20 protein-coding genes and 1 pseudogene are annotated in these 21,318 nt (G+C 73.4%); 5 read left to right on the plus strand and 16 right to left on the minus strand.

The annotated features are described in order from the left end of the window. The first annotated feature begins 101 nt into the window (after positions 1 to 101). Entirely contained in the window at positions 102 to 1,994 is a 1,893-nt protein-coding gene (locus ACL02O_RS21315) for a ricin-type beta-trefoil lectin domain protein (RefSeq protein ID WP_412819878.1), read from the plus strand. Between the two features lie 10 nt (positions 1,995 to 2,004). On the opposite strand, the gene ACL02O_RS21320 is transcribed toward ACL02O_RS21315, so the two are convergent. Further along, complete coding sequence (locus ACL02O_RS21320; protein WP_412819879.1) at positions 2,005 to 3,276, minus strand: ROK family protein; 1,272 nt, start codon at positions 3,274 to 3,276, stop codon at positions 2,005 to 2,007. 136 nt (positions 3,277 to 3,412) lie between these two features. Between ACL02O_RS21320 and ACL02O_RS21325 the strand changes: the two genes are divergently transcribed. The 3 genes from ACL02O_RS21325 to ACL02O_RS21335 all read left to right on the plus strand — a co-directional run bounded on the left by ACL02O_RS21325 (position 3,413) and on the right by ACL02O_RS21335 (position 6,469). Beyond that, positions 3,413 to 4,768, plus strand: a complete 1,356-nt coding sequence (locus tag ACL02O_RS21325; RefSeq protein ID WP_412819880.1) for a glycosyl hydrolase family 18 protein — start codon at positions 3,413 to 3,415, stop codon at positions 4,766 to 4,768. 171 nt (positions 4,769 to 4,939) lie between these two features. Further along, the gene (locus tag ACL02O_RS21330; RefSeq protein ID WP_412819881.1) at positions 4,940 to 5,491 is read left to right on the plus strand and encodes a YciI family protein; all 552 of its coding nucleotides are present in this window, start codon (positions 4,940 to 4,942) and stop codon (positions 5,489 to 5,491) included. A 102-nt stretch (positions 5,492 to 5,593) separates the two neighbouring features. After that, a complete protein-coding gene (locus ACL02O_RS21335; protein ID WP_412819882.1) occupies positions 5,594 to 6,469 on the plus strand; it encodes an alpha/beta hydrolase family protein in 876 nt (291 codons plus the stop codon). Between the two features lie 43 nt (positions 6,470 to 6,512). On the opposite strand, the gene ACL02O_RS21340 is transcribed toward ACL02O_RS21335, so the two are convergent. Next, positions 6,513 to 7,610 (minus strand): LCP family protein, encoded by a 1,098-nt coding sequence (locus tag ACL02O_RS21340; protein ID WP_412819883.1) that lies wholly within the window; start codon positions 7,608 to 7,610, stop codon positions 6,513 to 6,515. Between the two features lie 415 nt (positions 7,611 to 8,025). After that, positions 8,026 to 8,532 (minus strand): annotated as a pseudogene (locus ACL02O_RS21345) (CoA transferase); the annotation flags it as partial. On the opposite strand from ACL02O_RS21345, the gene ACL02O_RS21350 reads away from it, so the two are divergent. Beyond that, positions 8,448 to 9,185: a zf-HC2 domain-containing protein gene (locus tag ACL02O_RS21350; protein WP_412819884.1), complete on the plus strand. Its 738-nt coding sequence runs from the start codon at positions 8,448 to 8,450 to the stop codon at positions 9,183 to 9,185. The pseudogene ACL02O_RS21345 and the gene ACL02O_RS21350 sit on opposite strands and share 85 nt — an antisense overlap. A 44-nt stretch (positions 9,186 to 9,229) precedes the next feature. Here ACL02O_RS21350 and ACL02O_RS21355 read toward each other — a convergent pair whose 3' ends face one another. The 13 genes from ACL02O_RS21355 to coxB all read right to left on the minus strand — a co-directional run bounded on the left by ACL02O_RS21355 (position 9,230) and on the right by coxB (position 21,255). Beyond that, complete coding sequence (locus tag ACL02O_RS21355; RefSeq protein ID WP_412819885.1) at positions 9,230 to 9,805, minus strand: sigma-70 family RNA polymerase sigma factor; 576 nt, start codon at positions 9,803 to 9,805, stop codon at positions 9,230 to 9,232. Positions 9,806 to 10,039: 234 nt separating this feature from the next. Beyond that, complete coding sequence (locus tag ACL02O_RS21360; RefSeq protein ID WP_412819886.1) at positions 10,040 to 10,729, minus strand: DedA family protein; 690 nt, start codon at positions 10,727 to 10,729, stop codon at positions 10,040 to 10,042. 108 nt (positions 10,730 to 10,837) lie between these two features. Further along, positions 10,838 to 11,917 carry an NYN domain-containing protein gene (locus ACL02O_RS21365; protein WP_412819887.1) on the minus strand — a complete coding sequence of 360 codons (1,080 nt, stop codon included), beginning with the start codon at positions 11,915 to 11,917 and terminating at the stop codon, positions 10,838 to 10,840. Between the two features lie 22 nt (positions 11,918 to 11,939). Further along, positions 11,940 to 12,413: a molybdenum cofactor biosysynthesis protein gene (locus tag ACL02O_RS21370; RefSeq protein ID WP_412819888.1), complete on the minus strand. Its 474-nt coding sequence runs from the start codon at positions 12,411 to 12,413 to the stop codon at positions 11,940 to 11,942. Between the two features lie 89 nt (positions 12,414 to 12,502). Then, complete coding sequence (gene qcrB / locus ACL02O_RS21375) at positions 12,503 to 14,302, minus strand: cytochrome bc1 complex cytochrome b subunit (protein WP_412819889.1); 1,800 nt, start codon at positions 14,300 to 14,302, stop codon at positions 12,503 to 12,505. Continuing rightward, entirely contained in the window at positions 14,299 to 15,162 is an 864-nt protein-coding gene (locus tag ACL02O_RS21380; RefSeq protein WP_412819890.1) for a QcrA and Rieske domain-containing protein, read from the minus strand. Before ACL02O_RS21380 ends, qcrB begins: the two co-directional genes overlap by 4 nt. Then, on the minus strand, positions 15,159 to 15,962 hold the full coding sequence (gene qcrC / locus ACL02O_RS21385; RefSeq protein ID WP_412819891.1) for a cytochrome bc1 complex diheme cytochrome c subunit: 804 nt from the start codon (positions 15,960 to 15,962) through the stop codon (positions 15,159 to 15,161). Before qcrC ends, ACL02O_RS21380 begins: the two co-directional genes overlap by 4 nt. Before the next feature lie 2 nt (positions 15,963 to 15,964). Then, entirely contained in the window at positions 15,965 to 16,357 is a 393-nt protein-coding gene (locus ACL02O_RS21390) for a c-type cytochrome (RefSeq protein WP_412819892.1), read from the minus strand. Continuing rightward, positions 16,354 to 17,268: a cytochrome c oxidase assembly protein gene (locus tag ACL02O_RS21395; RefSeq protein ID WP_412819893.1), complete on the minus strand. Its 915-nt coding sequence runs from the start codon at positions 17,266 to 17,268 to the stop codon at positions 16,354 to 16,356. Before ACL02O_RS21395 ends, ACL02O_RS21390 begins: the two co-directional genes overlap by 4 nt. Then, complete coding sequence (locus tag ACL02O_RS21400) at positions 17,256 to 17,657, minus strand: hypothetical protein (protein ID WP_412819894.1); 402 nt, start codon at positions 17,655 to 17,657, stop codon at positions 17,256 to 17,258. The genes ACL02O_RS21395 and ACL02O_RS21400 overlap by 13 nt, the downstream gene beginning before the upstream one ends. Then, a complete protein-coding gene (locus ACL02O_RS21405) occupies positions 17,657 to 18,286 on the minus strand; it encodes a cytochrome c oxidase subunit 3 (protein WP_412819895.1) in 630 nt (209 codons plus the stop codon). The genes ACL02O_RS21400 and ACL02O_RS21405 overlap by 1 nt, the downstream gene beginning before the upstream one ends. After that, positions 18,283 to 20,223, minus strand: coding sequence for a cytochrome c oxidase subunit I (gene ctaD, locus ACL02O_RS21410; protein ID WP_412819896.1), 1,941 nt, complete (start codon positions 20,221 to 20,223; stop codon positions 18,283 to 18,285). The genes ACL02O_RS21405 and ctaD overlap by 4 nt, the downstream gene beginning before the upstream one ends. A gap of 3 nt (positions 20,224 to 20,226) precedes the next feature. Then, a complete protein-coding gene (gene coxB / locus ACL02O_RS21415) occupies positions 20,227 to 21,255 on the minus strand; it encodes a cytochrome c oxidase subunit II (protein WP_412819897.1) in 1,029 nt (342 codons plus the stop codon). Between the last annotated feature and the right edge of the window lie 63 nt (positions 21,256 to 21,318).

Consider the following 21,318-nt stretch of genomic DNA (forward strand, 5'->3'; position numbering starts at 1 on the left):
CTGCCCTCTCACCCCCGTCGGCACTTTTTTCACTCCTTGACATAAGCGGGTGCGAGGAGTTTTCTCATTTACGGATGTCGATTCATTCGAAGGGAGCATCCGTGTCCCCCACCACCGCTGCACGCCTCGGCGGCCGGGCCGCCCTGGCGCTCTGCCTGGCCGCCGGCGGCCTCGCCCTGTCCCCGCCTCCCGCCGCGCGGGCCGCCGGCGAGACCGTCAACGTCTGGCTCACCACCACCTCGGACTCCACCGGCCGCACCGTCACCCGCGGCCTGCAACCGCAGAGCCCGCTGAGCTTCGCCGCGTCCAGCGGCGCCGCCACGCACACCATCACCGTCGACGAGAACACCCGGTACCAGCAGTTCGAGGGCGCCGGGGCGTCCATCACCGACACCACCGCCTACCTGCTGCGCGGCGGGCCGGCCAGCGCGGCCACCCGGGACGAGGTGATGCGCAAGCTGTTCAGCGCCAGCGACGGCATCGGCCTGTCGTACGTGCGCAACCCGGTCGGCGCCTCGGACCTGTCCCGCCCCGGCAACGTCTCTCTCGACGACACCTGTTGCGACCTGAACGATTTCGGTGCCAACGGCTACGACACCGACGTCGAGTTGCTCACCGCGCAGGCCCGGCAGCTCAACCCGGAACTGCGGGTGATGGTGGTGCCGTGGAGCGCGCCCGGCTGGATGAAGGACAACGGCCGGATGGACCAGATGGGCTGGCTCAAGTGGGAGTACTACGCCACCTACGCCCAGTACTTCGTGAAGACCATCCAGGCGTACGCGGCGCGGGGTGTGAAGGTCGACTACGTGTCGCTGCAGAACGAACCGAACTGCTGTCAGGCGAGCAATCCCACCGCGATGAACTACCCGGGGATGAGCTGGAACTCCTCCGGCCTCGTCGAGCTGACCAAGAACTTCGTCTACCCGGCGTTCCGCAACGCCGGCATCACCACCAAGGTGCTGGTGCACGACTGGAACTACGGCGACTACGGCACCATCGGCTCCGGGCTGCTCGCCGACGGCGCGGTCAGGAACGACCCGCTCTTCGGTGGCATCGCCTGGCACGGCTACTGGGGTGACCCGGCGGTCGGCAGCCAGGTGCACACCCAGTACCCGGCCGTGCCGCAGTTCAGCACCGAGCACTCCGGCGGCACCTGGATCACCAACCAGCACAACGAGGACATGGCCGACATCGTGAACTATGCCCGGAACTGGAGCCGGAGTGTGGTCAAGTGGAGCCTCGCGGTCAACCAGAACATGGGCCCGCACAACGGCGGCTGCGGCACCTGCACCGGCCTGATCACGGTGCACGAGGGCGACTCCCGCGCCGGCCAGGTCGACTACACGATCGAGTACTACACCACCGGCCACCTGACCAAGTTCGTCCGGCCCGGGGCGTACCGGATCGACTCCACCGCCAACGGCACCGTGCAGAACGTCGCGTACCGCAACCCCGACGGCTCGAAGGCGCTGATCGCGCACAACGGCGGCACCTCGGCCCAGTCGGTGAAGGTGGTCTGGGGCGGGCAGTCCTTCACCTACAGCCTGCCGGCCCGGACCACGGCCACCTTCACCTGGTCCGGCACCCAGTCCGGCGGTGGCGGTGGCGCGCCGACCGGCCTGATCACCGGCATCGGCGGCAAGTGCCTCGACGTCACCGACAACGCCACCGCCGACGGCACACCGATCCAGATCTGGAGCTGCTTCGGCGGTCCGAACCAGCAGTGGACCCGGGCCGCCGACGGGACGCTGCGGTCGCTGGGCAAGTGCCTCGACGTCTCCGGCGGCGGCACCGCCAACGGTACGAAGGTGCAGCTGTGGACCTGCAACGGCACCCCTGCCCAGCAATGGGCCTGGACGTCCGGGCGGGACCTGGTGAACCCGCAGGCGAACAAGTGCCTCGACGTCACCGGCAACACCTCCGCCGACGGCACGAAGACGCAGATCTGGTCGTGCACCGGCGGCGCCAACCAGAAGTGGACCCTGCCGTCCTGAGCCCGGCGGTTCAGCGGCGGCTCAGCGGGTCGGCCCGCAGACCCCGCGCCGGGCGGGCCGGCGCCGGGGTCGCCCGGGCGGCCGGCTCGCGCGGCACGCCGCCGTCGCGCAGCAGCCGGGCCATCGGCAGGGTGGCCGCGCCCATCGCGACCGCGTCCGGTCCGAGCCGGCACAGCTCGATCGAGGTCTGAACGTACGGCTGGCGCAGCGCGTGCCGGGCGGTGGCCTCCCGGATCTGCGGCAGGTAGCGCTCGCCCAGAGCGAGGCCGGCCCAACCACCGAGCACCACCCGCTCCGGGTTGAAGAGGTTGACCAGGTTCGCCACCCCGGCACCGAGGTAGCCGACCGTCTCGTCGAGCACCTTGGCGGCGGTCCGGCCGGTCGAGCGGAGCAACTCGCCGAAGGCGGACTCCTCGTCGCCGCCGGCCGCCGGGCGACCCCGGTTGGCCTGCCGGAACCGGTCCAGGACGCCCTCGGCCCCGACGTACGCCTCCAGGCAGCCGAGGTTGCCGCAGCGGCAGCGGCGGCCCCCGTACACGATGGTGGTGTGGCCCCACTCGCCGGCGCTGCTGTGCGCGCCGCGGTAGCCGACACCGTCGGCCACCACGCAGGCCCCGACGCCGGAGCCGACCAGCGCGACGACGGCGTGCCGGACGCCCCGGCCGGCACCGAACCACATCTCGGCCTGGCCGAGGGTCTTCGCACCGTTGTCCACCTGCACCGGGATGTCCGTGCCGGCCCGCAGCATCGCCCCGAGCGGCACCCCGTCCCAGCCGAGGGTCTGCGCGTGCACGACCGCGTCCGCGGTCCGCTCGACGGTGCCGGAGACGGCGACGCCGAAGCCGAGCACCGCGGCGGGGTCGACGCCGGCCTGCTCGACGACCGCGTCAAGGCCGTGCAGCAGGTGGCGGGCCACGTCCTGCGGGTCGGGCCCGGCGGCGGCGATCGGGTACTCGGCCTTGGCGAGGGCGGTCATCGCCAGGTCGAAGAGCTCGACCTGGACCCGGGTCTCGCCGACGTCGGCGCCGACCAGGTAGCCGTAGCCGGGGGCGACCCGCAGCAGCACCCGGGGACGACCGCCGTCGGACTCGACCGAACCGGCCTCCTCGACCAGCCCCTCGCCGATCATCTCGCCGACCAGGTTGCTCACGCTGGCCAGGCTCAGCGCGGTGGTCTGCCCCAGCTCGTGGCGGCTGAGCGGCCCGTCCAGCCAGATCCGGCTGAGCAGCACCGACCGGTTGGCCCGGCGCATGTCCCGCACGGTGGTGCGTCTGGCGTCCACGTCCTGCGCCGTCCTCTCCGTGGCCGCCCGGCGGCGGCCGTATTCACACCGTGAACCAAGTGGTGACAGAGTACTGCGCATTTACATTTAACAAAGTTAACTGATAACCTCCGGCGCATCGATGAGGAGGTATGTCATGCGACTTCGACGCGGGTTGACCGTCCTGCTCGGCGCCGTACTGCTCGCCGCCGGCACCGCGCTGCCGGCGGCCACCGGCCTGGCCGCGACCGCCGGCACCACCGCGCTGGCGTCCTGCGCGGGCGTGCCGGCCTGGGCCGAGGGCGTCACCTGGACCGCCGGCAGCAGAGCCACCTACGCCGGCTGGCTCTACCAGGCGCTGGTCACGCACACCCCGCCGGCCGGCGCCGGCTGGACGCCGCCGGCCACCCCGGCGCTCTGGACCGACCTGGGCGCCTGCGGCGGCGGCACCCCGTCGCCCACCCCCAGCACGACCTCGCCGTCCCCGTCCCCCACCGCCTCACCCTCCCCCACCGCCTCGCCCACACCCACCCCGACCGCCACGTCACCGGGCGGCAGCACCTGCGCGCTGAAGCCCCGGCCGACCGGCAGGGTCCTCCAGGGTTACTGGGAGAACTGGGACGGCGCCGCGAACGGGGTGCACCCGGGGCTCGGCTGGATCCCGATCACCGACTCGCGCATCCCCGGGCACGGCTACAACGTCGTCACCGCCGCGTTCCCGGTCATCCGCTCCGACGGCACCGTGCTGTGGGAGGACGGCATGGACGCCGGGGTGAAGGTGCCCACCCCCACCGAGGTCTGCCAGGCCAAGGCCGCCGGCCTGACCGTCCTGCTCTCCATCGGCGGCGCCACCGCCGGCATCGACCTCAGCTCCAGCGCGGTCGCCGACCGGTTCGTCGCCACCGTCGTGCCGATCCTGAAGAAGTACAACTTCGACGGCATCGACATCGACATCGAGACCGGGCTCACCGGCAGCGGGAACATCAACCAGCTCTCCACCTCGCAGGCGAACCTGGTCCGCATCATCGACGGGGTGCTGGCCCAGATGCCGGCCGGCTTCGGGCTGACCATGGCCCCGGAGACCGCGTACGTCACCGGCGGCAGCGTCGTGTACGGCTCGATCTGGGGCGCGTACCTGCCGATCGTCAAGCGGTACGCCGACAACGGCCGGCTCTGGTGGCTGAACATGCAGTACTACAACGGCAGCATGTACGGCTGCGTCGGCGACTCGTACTCCGCCGGCACCGTGCAGGGCTTCGTTGCGCAGACCAACTGCCTGAACGCCGGGCTGGTCGTGCAGGGCACCATCATCCGCGTCCCCTACGACAAGCAGGTGCCCGGCCTGCCCGCCCAGTCCGGGGCCGGCGGCGGGTACCTGAGCACGTCGTCCGTGGCGCAGGCGTGGAACACCTACCAGGGCGGCCTCAAGGGGTTGATGACCTGGTCGATCAACTGGGACGGGTCGAAGGGCTGGACCTTCGGCGACAACGTCAGGGCTCTCCAGGGCCGGTGAGGCCGGCGGGGCCCCCCAGGCGCGCGGGGCCCCGCGTCACCGCCCGGTCGGCCGGTACCGGCCACGGCGTGGTCGGCGGCGGTGAGACCGCGGCGCGGGTCCACCCGGTAGGCCGGTGCCGGGCGGCACCCGCCGTCATCGGTGTCCGGCACGGAGGTAAAGCTCTGGGACATGGAATTCTTCTGCTACCACCGCGACCGGCGCGACTCCGGGGGACTGCGCCGTGAACTGCTCGCCGCGCACTGGTCCTACATGGACCGGTACGCGGCGGAGATGATCGCCCGCGGCCCCACCTTCGCCGACGACGGCGACACGCCCACCGGCAGCGTGCACATCGTCGACCTGCCCGATGCCGCCGCCGCCCGGGCGTTCGCCTTCGACGAGCCCAACCATCAGGCCGGGGTGTACCGGGACGTGCTGCTGCGCCGGTGGCACAACGCGCTGGGACGCACCATGTGGGACTTCCCCGGCGGTCGCCGGGGTGGCAACCGGTATCTGGTGCTCGGCCTCGGCACGGGGCCGGCAGCCGACCTCGCCGTGCCGCCCGACCGGGGCGAGCTGATCGCGTACGGGCCGTTGCTGTCCGACGAAGGCACCGACTGGCTGGGTACGGCGGCGCTGGTCCGGGCGTCGGACGCGGACACCGCGCGCGCCGTCCTGAGCCCGGACCGGTACGTTGACATCGAGGTGCACAACTGGGCGTTCGGTGGGCGGCCGTCGTGACCTGAGCGCAGCCAGCCGGCCGTGTCGAGGGCACCGCTTCACGTGGTGCCCTCACCGGCACGGGGCGGACAGGGCCGGTCTCAAGGTGGTTGACTGCCGGCCATGGACCTGCGCCTCGGTGAGTCGCGGCTGCCGGCCGTCCTGGACCTGCCGACCGGCCCGGTGCGCGGCGGGCTCGCCGTGCTGCACGGGTCCCATGCCGAACATCGGTCGTACTTCCTCTACGAGCACCTGGCCCGGGTGCTGCCACCGGCCGGGATCGCGGTGCTGCGCTACGACCGGCGGCCCCGGGTGGCCGGCCGCGACGTGCCGCTGGCCGCGCAGGCCGACGACGCCGCGACGGCCCTCGATGTGCTGCGCCGGCGGATCGGGGACGTCCCGGTCGGGCTGTGGGGATTCAGTCAGGGGTCCTGGGCGGCGGCGCTGGCCGCCAGCCGGCACCCGGTCGGCTTCCTCGTGCTCCTGGGCTGCAGCGGGGTCAGCCCGGCGGCGCAAATGCGGTACGGGACCGCCGAGCAACTGCGCCGGCACGGGTACGGCGAGGCCGACATCGCCGAGCTGGGCCGGCTGCGCCGGCTCGCGGAGGGGTACCTGCGCGGCGAGGTGCCCCGCGCCGCCGCCCAGGCGGAGCTGGACGCCGCCGTCGAGCGGCGCTGGTATCCGCTGACGTTTCTGCCGCGCGAGCTGCCCGAGCCCGGCTCGTGGGCCGACATGGACTTCGACCCGGAGCCGGTCTTCGCGAAGCTGTCCGGCCCGGTGCTGCTCTGCTACGGCGAGACCGACGCCTGGACGCCGATCGAGCCGAGCGTGGCGGTGTGGCGCCGGGCCGCCCACGCCGCCGACCTCACGGTGGTCCGGCTGGCCGGCTGCGACCACGCGCCCACTCTCGACGAGGGCGACACACCGGACAGCATCAGCCCCCAGTACGAGCGGATCCTGCTCGACTGGCTCGCGGACCGGCTGCCGACCGGGAGGTGACCCGGTCCCCGGCCGCCCGCTCGACCGGTCTTCCTCCGGCGGGTCAGTGGGCCGTCGTGCTGGGCCCGTTGGTCGCCACCCAGGTCGGGTGGGCCTCGACGAAGGACCCGACGTCGTCCACCTTGACGGCGTGCAGCAGCTCCATGCTGGTCGGGCTGAGGATCTCGGCGCTGCCGACCCCCGGGACCGACCGGCTGTTGAAACTGCCGCCGTTGGTCTTGATGGTGGTGATCGCGTCCGGCCCGATGCCGCGCAGGGCGAACGCCCAGTCCTCCAGCGGGATCCCGCCGTCGTCGACCGTCATGGTCTTGCCGACCGCCGACAGCAGCCCGGGCAGCTTCGTCGGCGAGTTCAGGCCGTCGGTCATCACCTGGTGCAGCACCGCCTTGAGGAACTGCTGCTGGTGGCGCTGCCGGCCGTAGTCGTAGTCGCCGTTGGCCAGCAGGTCCCGCTGCCGCACGAAGTCCAGCGAGTCCGCCGGATTGAGGCAGTGGTTGCCCTTGGTGTAGATGTTCGGGGTGACCCCGGGGATGCGGTGGTTCACCGTGCCGTCTGGGTTGATCTTGTATGGCGCCGCGGGCTTCCCGTTCTTGTCGTGCCCGACGTGGATCGAGGTCGTGGTCTCGTCGACGTACAGGCAGACCTTGCCGAGGACCTGGACGATCTGCTTGAAGCCCTGGAAGTCGATGATCGCGCCGGCGTCGGGGGTGATCCCGGTGAGGTTGCGGATGGTGAGCGCCAGCAGCTCGAACCCGTGCGACAGCGCCGCCGGCCCGGTCAGGCCCCGGCTGCCGAAGGCGAACGCGGCGTTGATCTTGTTCTTCCCGCCTCGGAACGGCGTGGCGCCGTTCTCGTAGGCGGGGATGTCGACCAGCGAGTCGCGGGGCAGCGAGACCAGGTACGCCTGGCTGTGGTCGGCCGGGATGTGCACCAGGATGATCGAGTCGGAGCGGGTGAGCTGGCTGGGATCCTGGTTCGGCCGGGTGTCGACCCCCACCAGCAGGATGTTCTTCGCGCCCGTGATCGTGCGGTGCTGCCGCGGGGCCGCCGCCGCGCCGAGCAGGTCTTGCTGAGTGACCTTGCTGGTCGCGGCGTGCAGCAGGAACTGACTGCCGCCGAGCGCCACCCCGCTGAGCGTCATCAGCGTCGCCCCGACCGCCAGACACCACCGCGCCCAACGTGGGGCGCGCCGGCGCGCCGGGCGCGCGGGCGGCGCGGCCGGTCGGCTGTTCTGGTCGGAACGCACGGGGGCGTGCGGCACGGGGCGCCTCCTGCGGATGGATGGTCGAGCGGCACAAGAGTATGTGCCCGGAGGGCCCAGCGTCTGCCCGCGCAGCTGTGAATCGGCTGGGCACCGCGGCACTTCCCGAGCTGTTCAACCAATGATCAACAAGGGGTAACCCAGCCCCGCCGCTAGGCTGCGCGGGGCCGGGCCGAGCGCTCACTCCGCCAGCCGGGCCCCGGTCTCCCCGCCGTGCGCGTCCTGCGCGGCGGGGCAGCCGGTAGCGCGGCGGGGTGACGGAGAAGCCGACCGGATGCCGCACGCCGGGCACCCCGTCGATCTCGACCACCGGGTCGAGCCCCAACTCGCGGGCCAGGCGACCCCGGTCGACGAGCTGATCGGGCTGCACGGCACCCCCGGCCGCCCGCAGGTCGCGGAACCATTCGTCGCGTCCACGCCGCCGCAGCCGCTCGACCGGCAGCGGACGCAGCGCGTCGCGGTGGGCGGTGCGATCCTGGTTGCGCCGGAAGCGCGGATCGTCGGCCAGCTCCGGCAGGCCGAGGAACCGGCAGCGGATCCGGGACTGGTGGTCGTTGCCGGCGATCACGACCAGCTCACCGTCGGCGGTGGGCAGCGGCTCGTCCGGGAAGATGCTCGGGTGGGCGTTGCCCGCCCGAACCGGTCGACGAGAAGCGCGCCGGCGCTCGCGGGGGCCGGGCCGGGAACCGGACGGGCGGCCCGGACGACTACCCGTACATGGCGTGTGAGCAGTGGCGGGAGATCCTGTCGGCGCAGCTGGACGGGGAGGCGACCCGGTCCGAGATCGCGGCGGCCGAGGCACACCTGAGCGGCTGCGCCGGCTGCCGGGCCTGGTGCGACGCGGCGGCGGCGGTGACCCGGCGGGCGCGCACGCACGCGGTGCCGGAGCTGCCGGACCTCATCGACGTGGTGCTCGCGGCGGCGCCGCCGGCACCGGTGCGGCCGTCCTGGCGGGATCGGGTGACACTCGGGCTGCGCGCCCTGCTGGGGCTGCTGGGCGCGGCGCAGCTGGTGCTCGGGCTGGCCCAGATCGGCCAGGACACCGTCGTCGGCCACGTGCACACCTCCGGCCAGCACCTGTGGCACGAGTCCGCGGCGTGGAACGTGGCGGTCGGCGCCGGTTTCCTGTTCGTCGCGGTACGCCGGTCCACCCCCGCCGGGCTGCTGCCGATGCTCAGCGCCTTCGTCGCCACCCTGGTGCTGTTGTCGGTGAACGACCTGATCACGGGTCAGGTAGCGGTGCAACGGCTGGTCAGCCACGGCTTCCTGCTGGCCGGGTGGATGGTCGTGCTGGTGCTCTCCCGGTCCGGCCGGCGGCCGGGCAGCGCGCCGCCCCGACGCGGTCGTTCGTCCGAGTCCCGCTGGTCGCTGCGCCTGGAGGAGCAGCCCGAGCCGGCACGCCTGCGGCTGCTACCGCCGTACTCCGCCCAGGCTCGCGACCGCCGGGCGGCGTGACCTCGGCCCCGCCTTTCCGCGGGGCGGTCGCGCAGCGGCGGGCCTCAGACGACCCGGCTGCCCCGGGCCGGCCGCCGCCCGCCCTGCCAGGCGGCGACCAGGTCCTCCCGGGCCCGGGCCACCCGGGAGCGGATGGTGCCGACCGGGCAGCCGCACACCTCGGCGGCCTCCGCGTACGACAGCCCGACGACCTGGGTGGCGACGAACGCCTCCCGGCGCTCCGGCGCGAGGGCGGCGATGAGGTGCCGGAGGGCCACCGGGTCGTCGCTGCCGGCGGTGACCGCGCCGGCCGCCTCGGCGGCGGTCTGCCAGTCCGGCAGCGCGGCCGCCCGGGGCCGGACCGTCGCCGTCCGGACGTGGTCGACGGCGACCCGCCGGGCAATGGTGAAGATCCAGGTCCGGGCGGAGGAGCGGCCGGCGAAGCCGGGCAGGCTGCGCAGCGCGCGCAGGAACGTCTCCTGGGTCAGGTCGTCGGCTTCGCCGGGGCCGGCCAGGTGGGCGAGGAACCGCCAGACCGGACCCTGGAGGGCCCGCACGAAGGCCGCGACGGCCTGCTGGTCGCCCCGGCCGCCCCGCTGCGCCCAGCGGGTCACCTCGTCGTCGTCGGCCTCGACCGTCATCCGACCGGCCCTCGTCGTCGTCCGGCATCGCTCATGACCGACGGTACGGAGCGGGACGTCGCTCGGTTCACCGCCAACGGTCCTCCTCCGACCTCGCGTCCGGTTCGGGCCGCGGTCGGTGCCCGGACCCTCCGGTATTGGTCGGTGGGCGCGGCGGAGAAGTTCCCGGCCGGTCACGCCACCCGGCCGTGCCGGCGGGCCGGCCCGCAGCGCCCGGCGGTTCAGCGCGACGGCTCACCGCTCGCCCGCCCGCGCCGGACGCGGCACCTCGGTCCGGTGGTCCGACCGGCCGGCGCGCCGGCGGGACCGGAGCAGTTGCACACCGATCGGCAGCACCGAGAGCAGCACGATGCCGATCAGGATGAACTCGATGTTGGACCGGACGAACCCGATCTGGCCGAGGAAGTAGCCCAGCACCGTCACCCCGGTGCCCCACAGGGCGCCGCCGAGAACGTTGTAGCCGACGAAGGTGCGGTACCGCATCCGGCTCACCCCGGCGATGACCGGGGTGAACGTCCGGACGATCGGCACGAACCGGGCAAGCACCACCGACCGTGCGCCGTACCGCGCGAAGAAGTTCCTGGCCCGCTGCACGTTCTGCTGCTTGAACAGCCGGGAGTCGGGGCGGCGGAACAGGCTGGGGCCGACCCGCTTGCCGAACAGGTACCCCACCTGGTCGCCGGCGACGGCGGCCACCACCACCAGCAGGCAGAGCAACCAGAGCGGCTGGTGCAGGTAGTGGCCGTCGGCGACGAGCAGCCCGGCGGTGAACAGCAGCGAGTCCCCGGGGAAGAAGAAGCCGATCAGCAGACCGGACTCGGCGAAGACGATGGCGAGGATTCCGACCAGCCCGAACGTGGAGATCAACCACTCCGGGTTCAGGAAGCCGGGACCCACGGCCGGCAGGGCCAGGGACGGGGACACCAGATACCTCCGGGGGGTGCGGCGGACGCCCGGCCGTCACCGGTCCGGCGATCAACGGGCTCCCTCAACCGCTACCCCGCCCCGCCGGGGCGAAACTCCGGGCGCCCCTCACCTCGCCGGCGTGAGCAGGTAATCGTCGGCGTCCGGGTCCCAACGCAGGTCGACCACGCCGCTGGTGGCGGCCGCCTTGACGAACTGCAGGAAGCTTCGGTAGCCCAGCTTCTTCTCGCTGAAGTCCGGTCGGGCCCGGCGGAGCTGGTTCTTGAGGCCGGACAGCGCCACCGCCCCACCGTCGCCGGCCAGCTCCGCGACGACCGATCCGAGCAGCTCGAAGGCCGCCTCCCGGTCGCCCCGTTCCGGCAACGACACCTCGGGGTCGCCCTTGGCCGGCCCCTCCCCCAGCTCGACCACGTTGTGCTCGGCGAGGTGCCGCAGCAGCTCGCCGAAGGTGCGGAAACCGTAGTCGGACTCGCTGAACGTGGGGTCCTTGCGCAGCAGCGTCCGCTTCAACCCGGAGGCGGTCACCTCCCCGCTGGAACTGCCCTGCAGGCCGGCCACCGTCTGCGCGACGAGGACGGCGAGCCGGTCCACGTCCCGCGCGGCTTCCTCCTCCTCGGCGGGCGGGACCTCGGGCTGCGTCTCCACCTCCGACGGGGCCTCCGGCACGGCCGGCCGGGCCGCCCGGCCCCGACGGGCCGCCGGTGGCGGCACCTCGACCCCCTCCAGCCGGTCGTAGTAGAGGAACTCGTCGCACGCCGGGGGAAGCAGCGCCGAGGTGGACTTCTCCACCCCGACGCCGATGACCCGCTTGTTGAGTTCGCGGAGCTTGTGCACCAGCGGGGTGAAGTCGCTGTCCCCGGTGCAGATCACGAACGTGGAGATGTAGTCCCGTTCGAAGGCCAACTCCACCGCGTCCACGGCCATCTTGATGTCGGCGGCGTTCTTCCGGGTGGCGCCCATCCGCTGCGGAATCTCGATGAGTTCGACGTGGGAGCGGGTGAGCATCCGTCGGTCCTCGTCGAAGTACGACCAGTCGGCGTACGCCCGGCGCACCACCACCCGGCCACGCTCGGCGAGCGCGTCGGCGATCGGCCGGAAGTCGAACGGCCTGCCGCCGTGATGGTCACGTACGCCCAGCGCCAGGTTCTCATAGTCGAGGAACAGCGCGATCCGGTCTTCCTGATCCACGCCGCTCAGCCTACGCGGGCGGTCACGGCTCGACGATGACCGTGACCGGGCCGATCCGCAGCACGCCGTCGGTGAGCGGTTCGCAGCGGACGCCGCCCCTGCCACGCAGCCCCTTCCAGGCGCCCGGCCCGACGGTGACGTCCATCCAGGCGCACGGGTGGGCCCGGGTGTGCACCCGCAGGCGTACCGGCCCGCCGCCGGAGTCCAGGACCAGCACCCGACCCACCAGGTCGTCGACGGCGAGGCCGGCGGTGAGCACGTTGCGCCGGACCTGGACCAGGTCCGCGCCGGCCGGCAGCGACTCCTGCGCGATCACCGTCACGCTCGCCTCCCGGTGCGCCGGTTGACCGAAGTAGCGGTCGCCGACGATGCCGAGGCCCGCTCTGATCCGCACCTCGTCGACCAGCTCACCCGGCGGGGCGGGGGCGGGACCGTCCGCCGGGCGGCCCACGAAGCGGTGGGCGGGCGAGGCCAGCAGCTGGACGATCCGGGGCATGGGTCGAGTCTAGGAAGCCGGACCCGGCTCGGCGGTCGCGACTTCCGGAGCCGGCCGGGCTCGCCGGGTGAGGGGATCGGGTCCGGCCCTCACGTCCGCCCGCCCTCGGTGGTGGACTCGTCGGCCGGTTCGGACGGTGGCCCGGCCTCACCCGGCTCCCGCGGCGGCGGCCCGACGTCGCCCCCGCGCGGCTCGTCGCCGCGGCGGTCCCGTCGCCGCTGCAGGAGGGCGGCCACCAGCAGGGACGCGGCGGCCGCGGCACGGCCCCAGCGGCGCAGCGCGACCCGCAGCGGCCCGGGCGGCGGCGCCGGTGGCGGCCCCGGCACCAGCACCCGGTCCACGCCCGGGTACGCCAGCCGCGACGCCTCCACCGCCTCCGCCTCGGACCGCAGCGCCCGGTTCCCGGTGAGCACGACCCGCTGCCGCGCGTCCCGGTAGCGCCAGCGCCACAGATCACCCTCCGGCCACAGCTCGATCCGTTCCCCCGGCCGATCCCGGGCGGGCAGCTCCGGTTCGTCCTCCGCCCCCGTCGGGCCGGGCTCCCGCTGCCCGGCCCGGCGCAGGTCGGCGCGGGTGAGATCACCGAGGGAGGCGGCGTCACCGCGGCGCAGCGCCCGCGCGGCCAGGTACGCGACCAGCCCGGCCACCACGGGCAGCACGAGCACCAGCACCCGGAACACACCCAGCAGGTCGTAGACCGGCACCCGCAGCAGTCGGGCGAGGATGTCGTCCCCGGCGGCCACCACGAGCGTCCCGTAGAAGGTCAACGCGGCGACTCCGACGGCCAGCCGGACCGGGTGGTCGCGGGGCCGGTCGAGCAACTGGTGGGCGCGCCGGTCCCGGGTACGCCGGCGCTCGAGGAACGGCCACGCGTACAGGGCGAGGAAGGTGACCCCGCCGAGCAGCACGCCGGGCACGAACGGCGCGGGCACCAGGTGCCCGAAGACGCGGATCTCCCACGGTGGGAACAGGCGCAGCGCGCCGTCACCCCAGGCGACGTACCAGTCGGGTTGGGCCGGCGAGGTCGACTGGGCGGGCTCGAACGGCCCGTACAGCCAGACCGGGTTGATCTGCACCAGCCCGCCGAGCGCGAACAGCACCGCCAGCACCCAGGCGAACAGGGCGAGCGTCCGCAGGGTGTAGCTCGGCCACAGCCGTGAGCCGACCACGTTGTGCTCGGTCCGTCCGGGTCCGGGGAACTGGCTGTGCTTCTGCCGCACCAGGATGCCCAGGTGCAGCGACAGCAGGGCGACCAGGGCGGCGGGCACCAGCAGCACGTGGGTGACGAACAGCCGCGGGATCATCTCGTCCGAGGGGAACTCGCCGCCGAGGCCCAGCGCCACCAGCCACGTGCCGACCAGGGGCACCGACTCCACCACCGAGGTGATGATCCGCAGGCCGAGGCCGGAGAGCAGGTCGTCCGGCATCGAGTAGCCGGTGAAGCCGTTGGCCAGGGCCAGGGTGAGCATGGTGACGCCGATCAGCCAGTTCAGCTCACGCGGCCGCCGGAACGCGCCGGTGAAGAAGATCCGGATCAGGTGCAGCAGGATCGCCGCCACGAAGACCAGCGCCGCCCAGTGATGGGTCTGCCGGATCAGCAGCCCGGCCCGGACGTCCCAGCTCAGCCGCACCGTCGAGGCGTACGCGGCGGAGACGGTGGCGCCGTCCAGCGGGGCGTACCCGCCGCGGTAGACCCGGTCGGCGGAGCTGGCGTCGAAGAAAAAGGTCAGATAGACCCCGGTCAGGATCAGCGCGATGAAGGAGTAGAGCGCGATCTCGCCGAGCATGAACGACCAGTGGTCCGGGAAGACCTTCGCCAACGCGCGGCGGGCGATCGGAGACAGCCGCAGCCGGTCGTCCAGCGCCCGGGCGAGCCGGTCGGTGATCACGGCGCGCTCCAGAAGCCGGCGCCGGGCGGGGCGGTGAAGTCGCCGGTGGCGCGCAGGTAACCCTCTGGGTCGACCTCGATCGGCAGCCCCGGCAGCGGCCGCGCGGCCGGGCCGGCGACCGGGCGGGCGTCGGCGAGCAGGTCGAAGGAGGACTGGTGGCAGGGGCAGAGCATCCGCCCGGTGCCCTTGAGATAGAGCCGGACCGGGCAGCCGGCGTGGGTGCACAGCGACGACCAGACGACCAGGCCGTCGAGGTGACCACCGGCGGGCGGCCGGGTGAGGCGCCCGGGATCCAGCCGGACCGCGAAGGCGGGTCCGTCGCCGGCGTCGAGCTGCCCCTCCGGGAAGACCCCCAGCACCGTGTCGGCCGGGACGTCCGCCGGCCGTACCGGGCGACCGTCGGCGGTGACCAGCCGCACCCCGGGCCCCCAGGGGGTGTCCTTGCGCGCCCGGTCCGCCCGGGCCCGGTCCCAGGGAAGCAGGGAGCGCAGGGGAAACAGCACGGCGACGCCGAGCGCGGCCAGCGCCAACCCGAGCGCCGCCAGCAGGCCACGCCGGCGCACCGGGCTGTCCGGCGCGGTGAGCACCGCCGCCGTCCGGGCCTGCTCGTCCGGTGGCGGGGGGAAGCCCTCGTGCTCCTCGACGTACCCGCCGACGGGGACCAGGTGCCGTCCCCACTGTGCCAGCCCGACGGCCAGGCCGGCGAAGGCGACGGCGAGCCCGACCCCCTCCCACCGGGGGCCCGCGTCCAGGCCGTACGCCACCGCGAAGCCGATCGCCCCGGCCGCGCTGGCCAGGAAGGCGGTGACGATCCGACGGTTCGCCCGAGCCTCGGCCGGTGCGGCACGCCGGGCGCTCACCGCCCCGCCCTCCGGCCCAGCCACCGGGCGGCGGCGACCAGCAGCCCCAGCACCGCCAGCCAGGCCACCAGCCCTTCGGCGAGCGGGCCCAGCCGGCCCAGCGGGTTGCCGCCCCGGTCCGGCCGTTCGCCCCGCAGCCGCTGCACATAGCTGGTCACGTCGTTCACCTGCGCGTCGGTGAGCAGCTGGCTGGGGAAGACGGGCATCAGTCCGGGGCCGACCCGGATCGCCTCGGCGACCTGGGTCGGCGTGGCGTCGTACAGCGGCGGGGCGATCCACCCGTTGGTCAGCGTCGCGCCGGCGCCGGTCGCCCCGTGACACTGCGCGCAGTTGGCGGCGAACAGCTCCCGGCCGGCGACGATGTTTCCCGGCGCGACCCGGGGAAGCTGCGGCCCGCCCCCGCCGAAGCTGGCCACGTGGTCCACCAGCGCGGCGATGTCGTCGGCCGAGAAGACCGGCTCGCCGCGCCGGGCCTGCTCCACCTCCGTCGACGCGGGCATCCGGCCGGTGGAGAGCTGGAAGTCGACCGCGGCGGGTCCGACGCCGACCAGGGACGGGCCGCGCTGGGCGCCCTGCCCCTGCGGGCCGTGGCAGCTGGCGCACCGCTCCAGGTAGAGCTGGACGCCCCGGTCCCCCGCTGCGGACGGGACCGGGGCGGCGGCCTGTCCCGCCGGTGTCCCCGGAGCCGGTGCGGGGGCGAGCACCACCGGCCCGGCGGCGAGTAGCAGCACCAACCCGACCGCGAGGGCCCGGCGCGGCCGCGGGGCGGGCCGGCGTACGGCTGGACGTGGTCGCCGCACGGTCAGCCCAGCGTGTAGAGGTAGGCGGCGATGTCCTGTGCGTCGATCGCGCTGACGCCCAGGTTCGGCATGGCGGTGCCCGGCTCCACGCCCTGCGGATCGGAGATCCAACGGCGCAGGTTGTCGGCGTTGTTCGGCAGCTCACCGGCGATGTAGGAGCGGGCCCCGAAGCGGGTCAGCGGCGGACCGACCAGGCCGTCGGCCCGGTCGACGCCGGGAATCGCGTGGCACGAGCCGCAGCCGTACGTGGCGATCAGTTGCGCGCCCCGGTCCGGCCGCCCGACGCGCGACTCCGCCGGGGGTGGCGGCGGGGTCGAGGCGCAGCCGACGACCGTGACCAGCGGCAGGCCGACGAGGGCCGCGCCGAGCGCGTAAAGCCGACGGGTGCGGGTCATCGGGCCGTCCCTTCCGATCCGACGTCGACGGCCGCCCGCCGGGCCGGCGGCCGGACCGGGTCGGCGAGCAGGCCGTCGGGGCGGTCGCGAGCCATCCGCCGTAGCCACCGCAGGAACACGCCCAGCGCGACGACCAGCACGACCAGGTCCATGGGCGCCCACATCAGCAGCCCGGCGAGCTGCTGGTCGGCGAGCGGGTCGGCGCCGAGCACCCGCACCGGATAGACCGGCTCCGGAGCGAAGGTGAGCACCGCGCCGAGCGCGGCGGCGGGCAGCATCGTGGCCATCAGCAGCAGCACGGTCACCGGCGCGGGTGGGCGGTGCCGGGCCGGGCCGAGCACCGGCGTCCAGAACCACCAGGCGGTGGCCAGGAGGCACAGATGTTCCACCGCGTGCGGCACCGGGTCGTCGACCGCCGCGACGTACGGGCCGGGCAGGTGCCAGAACCACAGCACGGCCGCCTGCGCGCCGCCGGCCAGCAACGCGTACGTGGTGGGCCGGCGCAGCCGGCGCGCCGGCCGCGCCACCCGAGCGCGGGCGAGCAGTCGGCGCAGCGACGGCGGCGCGGCCAAACTCAGCGGCAGCCCCGCCGCGCCGGCCGCCAGCAGCGGCCCCGCCACCAGCAGGAGCAGCATGTGCTGAGCCATGTGGCCGGCGAATGACGACTCGGCCAGCTCGTGCACCGGCCCCTGGTCGGCAGCCAGCGCGATCACGGTCCCGGCGCCGAAGGCGGTCACCCGCCGGCCGGACACCACCCGCCCGCGGCCGCGTCGCGCCCACAGCTCCTGCACCCCGCGCCCGTAGCCGGCGACGAGCAGGCAGGCGGTGGCGACCGCGAGGATGGTGAGCAGCCCGTCGGCCACCGGGTGCTGGCCGGGCCCGTGCGCCCGGTCGACGGTCAGCGCTGGCATGGCGGCAGCACCAGCACGGCGACCCCGCCGAGCACGATGATGGTCAGGAACAGCAGGTTCGCCCAGACACCCACCACGGCGAGCATCCGGGACCGGCCGTACGCCCGGTCCCGCGCCCCGGCCGCCTGCGCCGCCGTCGTCCGCCGCCAGGTCAGCACGGCGACCAGCAGGGCTCCCACGGCCACCAGGGCGGGCAGCGCCACGGCCAGCCCGACGGCCTGCCAGAGCGGTACGGCGGCGACGCTCGTCGAGCCGGCGGCGCAGGTCAACTCGTCCAGTGGCCAGGCGACGAGCAGGTGCACCGCCCAGGCCAGGGCGCCGCCGAGTACGCCGTACCAGAGCAGCAGTCCCCCGGCCAGGCGGGCGTGGGCTTCGGGTCGCGTGGTCATCACAGGTGCGGGGAGAGGTAGATGGTGAACAGGATGGCGACCCACACCGCGTCGACAAAGTGCCAGTAGATGGCGGCGTTGCGGACCCGTTCGTGGCGGTGGACGCCGAAGCTGCCGCCGCGCAGCGAGGCGGCGAGCAGCCAACCGATCATGGTCAGTCCGACCAGGACGTGCAGCCCGTGGAAGCCGGTGATCAGATAGAACAGTGAGCCGTACGCGTCGGTGGTCATGGTGAAGTGCTTCAGCTTCTCGGCGTACTCGCCGGCGAACAGGGCCAGGAAGGTCACCCCGAGCACCATGGTGGCGGCCAGCCCGGAGCGCAGCCGCCACCGCTGGCCGCGGCGGATCCCGCGCTCGGCCCAGACGACGGGCAGGCTGCTGGGCAGCAGCACCGCCGTCATCACCAGCGGGGTGAGCAGCTTCGGGGCGTCGATGCCGTCGGGCGGCCACTGCGGGCCGTACTGGAAGCGCAGGTAGAAGTAGCTGCCGAGCAGGCAGGCGAAGAGGGTGGCCTCGGTGACCACGAACATCACCATGCCCCACCAGCCGGTCGGCCGGCCGACCGGCAGTTCCGTGCTCAGCGCCCGCGCCCCGGTGGCCGCGACCAGCACCCCGCCTTGGTCCGTCATTCCACCACCCCGAGTTCCTCGTCCGGACGGCGGGGCGGCCAGTGCCACACCGCGATCGTCGCGGCCACCACCAGCACCGCGACCGCCGCCACGGGGTACCAGGCGAACAGCAGGGCGGTGAACAAGACCAGCAGGGCGCCGGCGAGCAGCAGCGGTTTGAGGCTGGACTCCGGCATCTCCACCGCGCGTTCGACGCGGGCGTCCAGTTCGCTGGTGACCAGCGTGCGGCGCCCCTCGGCGAGGATCCGGTCCGCGCTCGCGCCGGGTCCGGTGGACTCGGCGGTCCGCTCGTCCCAGGTGGGGTGCAGGCTGTGCACGGTGGGCACGACCGGGAAGTTGTACGGCTCGGGCGGCGAGGCGGTGGACCATTCCAGGCTGTCGCCCTGCCACGGGTCGGGCGGGGCGGGCCGTCCCCGGCGCAGCGCGTGGACCACGCCGATCAGCACCAGCAGCAGCCCGAGCGCGAGCAGGTACGACCCGGCGGTGCTGACCAGGTTCCACCCGTCCCAACCCGGCTCGCTGCGGTAGGTGTAGACCCGCCGTGGCATGCCGAACAGGCCGTAGAGGTGCATCGGGAAGAACGTGGCGTGCATGCCGGCGAAGACCAGCCAGAACGCCCAGCGGCCGAGCCCTTCGTGGTACATCCGGCCGGTGATCTTGGGCAGCCAGTAGTAGATGCCGGCGAGCATCGGGAAGACCGCGCCGCCGATGAGCACGTAGTGGAAGTGCGCGACGACGAAGTAGGAGTCGGTGACCTGCTGGTCGAACGCGGTCAGCGCGAACATTGCGCCGGTGAGGCCGCCCAGTACGAAGGTCACCAGGAACCCGATGACGTACAGCAGCGGCACCCGGAGCACCAGCCGACCGAGCAGCATGGTGGCCAGCCAGGCGAAGATCTGGATCCCGGAGGGGATGGTGATGACGGTGCTGGCCGCGCTGAAGAAGCTGTAGGACAGTTGCGGCAGGCCGGTGGCGAACATGTGGTGCACCCAGACCCCGAACGAGATGATCGCGATCGACACGATGGCGAGCACGATGAGCGGGTAGCCGACCACGCCCCGGCGGGTGAACGCGGGTAGCACCGCGGAGACGATGCCGAGCGCGGGCATCACGATGATATAGACGTCCGGATGGCCGAAGATCCAGAACAGGTGCTGCCAGAGCAGCACGTTCCCGCCGGCCGCCGGATCGAAGAAGTGGGTGTGGAACCGGCGGTCCAGGAAGAGCATCAGGTTGTCGGCGTTCAGCGCCGGCAGCGCGAAGATCACCATGAAGGCGGTGGCCACGATCGCCCAGACGAACAGCGGCACCCGGTTCAGCGACATCCCGGGCGCGCGCAGCTTGAGCGCGGTGACGATGAAGTTGATCGCCCCGGACGTGGTGGAGATGCCGAGGAAGACCAGCCCCAGCGCGTACACATCCAGGTGCAGGCCCGGGGTGTTGGTCTCGGCGGTGAGGGGCACGTACGCGAACCAGCCGCCGTTGGGCGCCGCCCCGAACGGCAGGCTCGCCCACATGAACAGTCCGGCGAAGAGGAAGACCCAGTAGCCGAAGGCGTTGAGCCGAGGGAAGGCCATGTCCCGGGCGCCGACCATCAGCGGTACGAGGAAGTTGCCGAAGCCGAAGAGCATGGGGGTGGCGAACAGGAAGATCATCGCCGTGCCGTGCATGGTGAAGATCTGGTTGTACTGCTGCGGGGAGACCAGCCCCGCTTCCGGGCGGGCGAGCTGGGTGCGCATCACCAGGGCGCTGAGCCCGGCCAGGAGGAAGAAGAACCCGGCGGTGACCAGGTAGCGACGGCCGATCCGCTTGTGGTCGACGGTGCCGAACCAGGTTCGCAGCGAGGGCCGTTCGCCCCAGTGCTCGGCCAGCCGCGCCAGGTCCTCGCGGTCGATGCCGGTGGTGGTGCCGGTGGCGGTGGCGGTGCTCGTGGACATGCCCTACTCCAGCGACCGCAGGTAGGCGATCAGGTCGGGCAGCTGGGCGGCATCGACCGGCTGCGGCGGCATGGCGTTGCCGGGCTTGACCGTCTGCGAGTTGGCGATCCAGCCGCCGAGGTGCCCGGCGTCGTTGGGCACCGCCCCCGCACCGATGCTCCAGCGGGAGCCCATGTCGGACAGGTCCGGCCCCACCCGGCCCTGCGCGCCGGTGCCGCGGACGGTGTGGCAGGCGGCGCAGGTGCCCTGCACGAAGGCCTGCTGGCCACGACGCTCGGCCTCCGTCGACGGCTGCCGGGCCGGGGCGTCCAGCCGGGCCAGCCAGGCGTCGAAGTCGGCGCGGGACTGGGCGACGACGAGGAACGCCATGTGGGCGTGCTGGGTGCCGCAGTACTCGGCGCACTGGCCGCGGTAGCTGCCCGCCCGCTCCGCCCGCAGCCAGGTCTCCCGGGTCTCCCCGGCGATCAGGTCCGTCTTTGGCATGAGCTGCGGCACCCAGAAGCTGTGCAGCACGTCGTCGGTGCGCAGGCGGACCCGTACCCGCTCCCCCACCGGAATGTGGATCTCGTTGGCGGTGGCCCCGGACGCCCCCGGGTAGCGCACCTCCCACCACCACTTGTGGCCGGTCACCTCCACCGTGGGGGCGTCCGGGTCCGGCGCCGCGCCGAGCGCGGCGAGGTCGCGCAGGCCCACCCCGTAGACGGCGACGAGGATGACGAGCGGGATCCCGGCACCGGCGATCGTGACGAAGCGCAGGGGCTGGCCGTGGCGTACCCGGGCGTTGCCTCGCCGGAACAGCAGGGCCCAGGCCAGCAAGGCGATGACCTCGGCGAACACCGCCAGCGAGAGCCAGAACAGCAGCCACCACAGATCCGCGATGCGGGACGCCCCGCTACCGGCGGGGTGCAGGGCCGAGGGCGCGTCGCCGGCGCACCCGGCGAGCAGGAACACGGCGTAAAGCGCGGTGAGGACCGGGCGTGGTCGCCGGTGCCGCCCGGCCACGCTCGACGTCGTCCGCACTGTCGTCTCCACCGCACGGACGGTAGACCGGCCTGAATACTTACATACCTTTTATGGCGATAAACCTCCTCCCGA

It is taken from the genome of Micromonospora mangrovicola, from assembly GCF_047200535.1.
In the GTDB taxonomy this organism is placed as follows: domain Bacteria; phylum Actinomycetota; class Actinomycetes; order Mycobacteriales; family Micromonosporaceae; genus Micromonospora.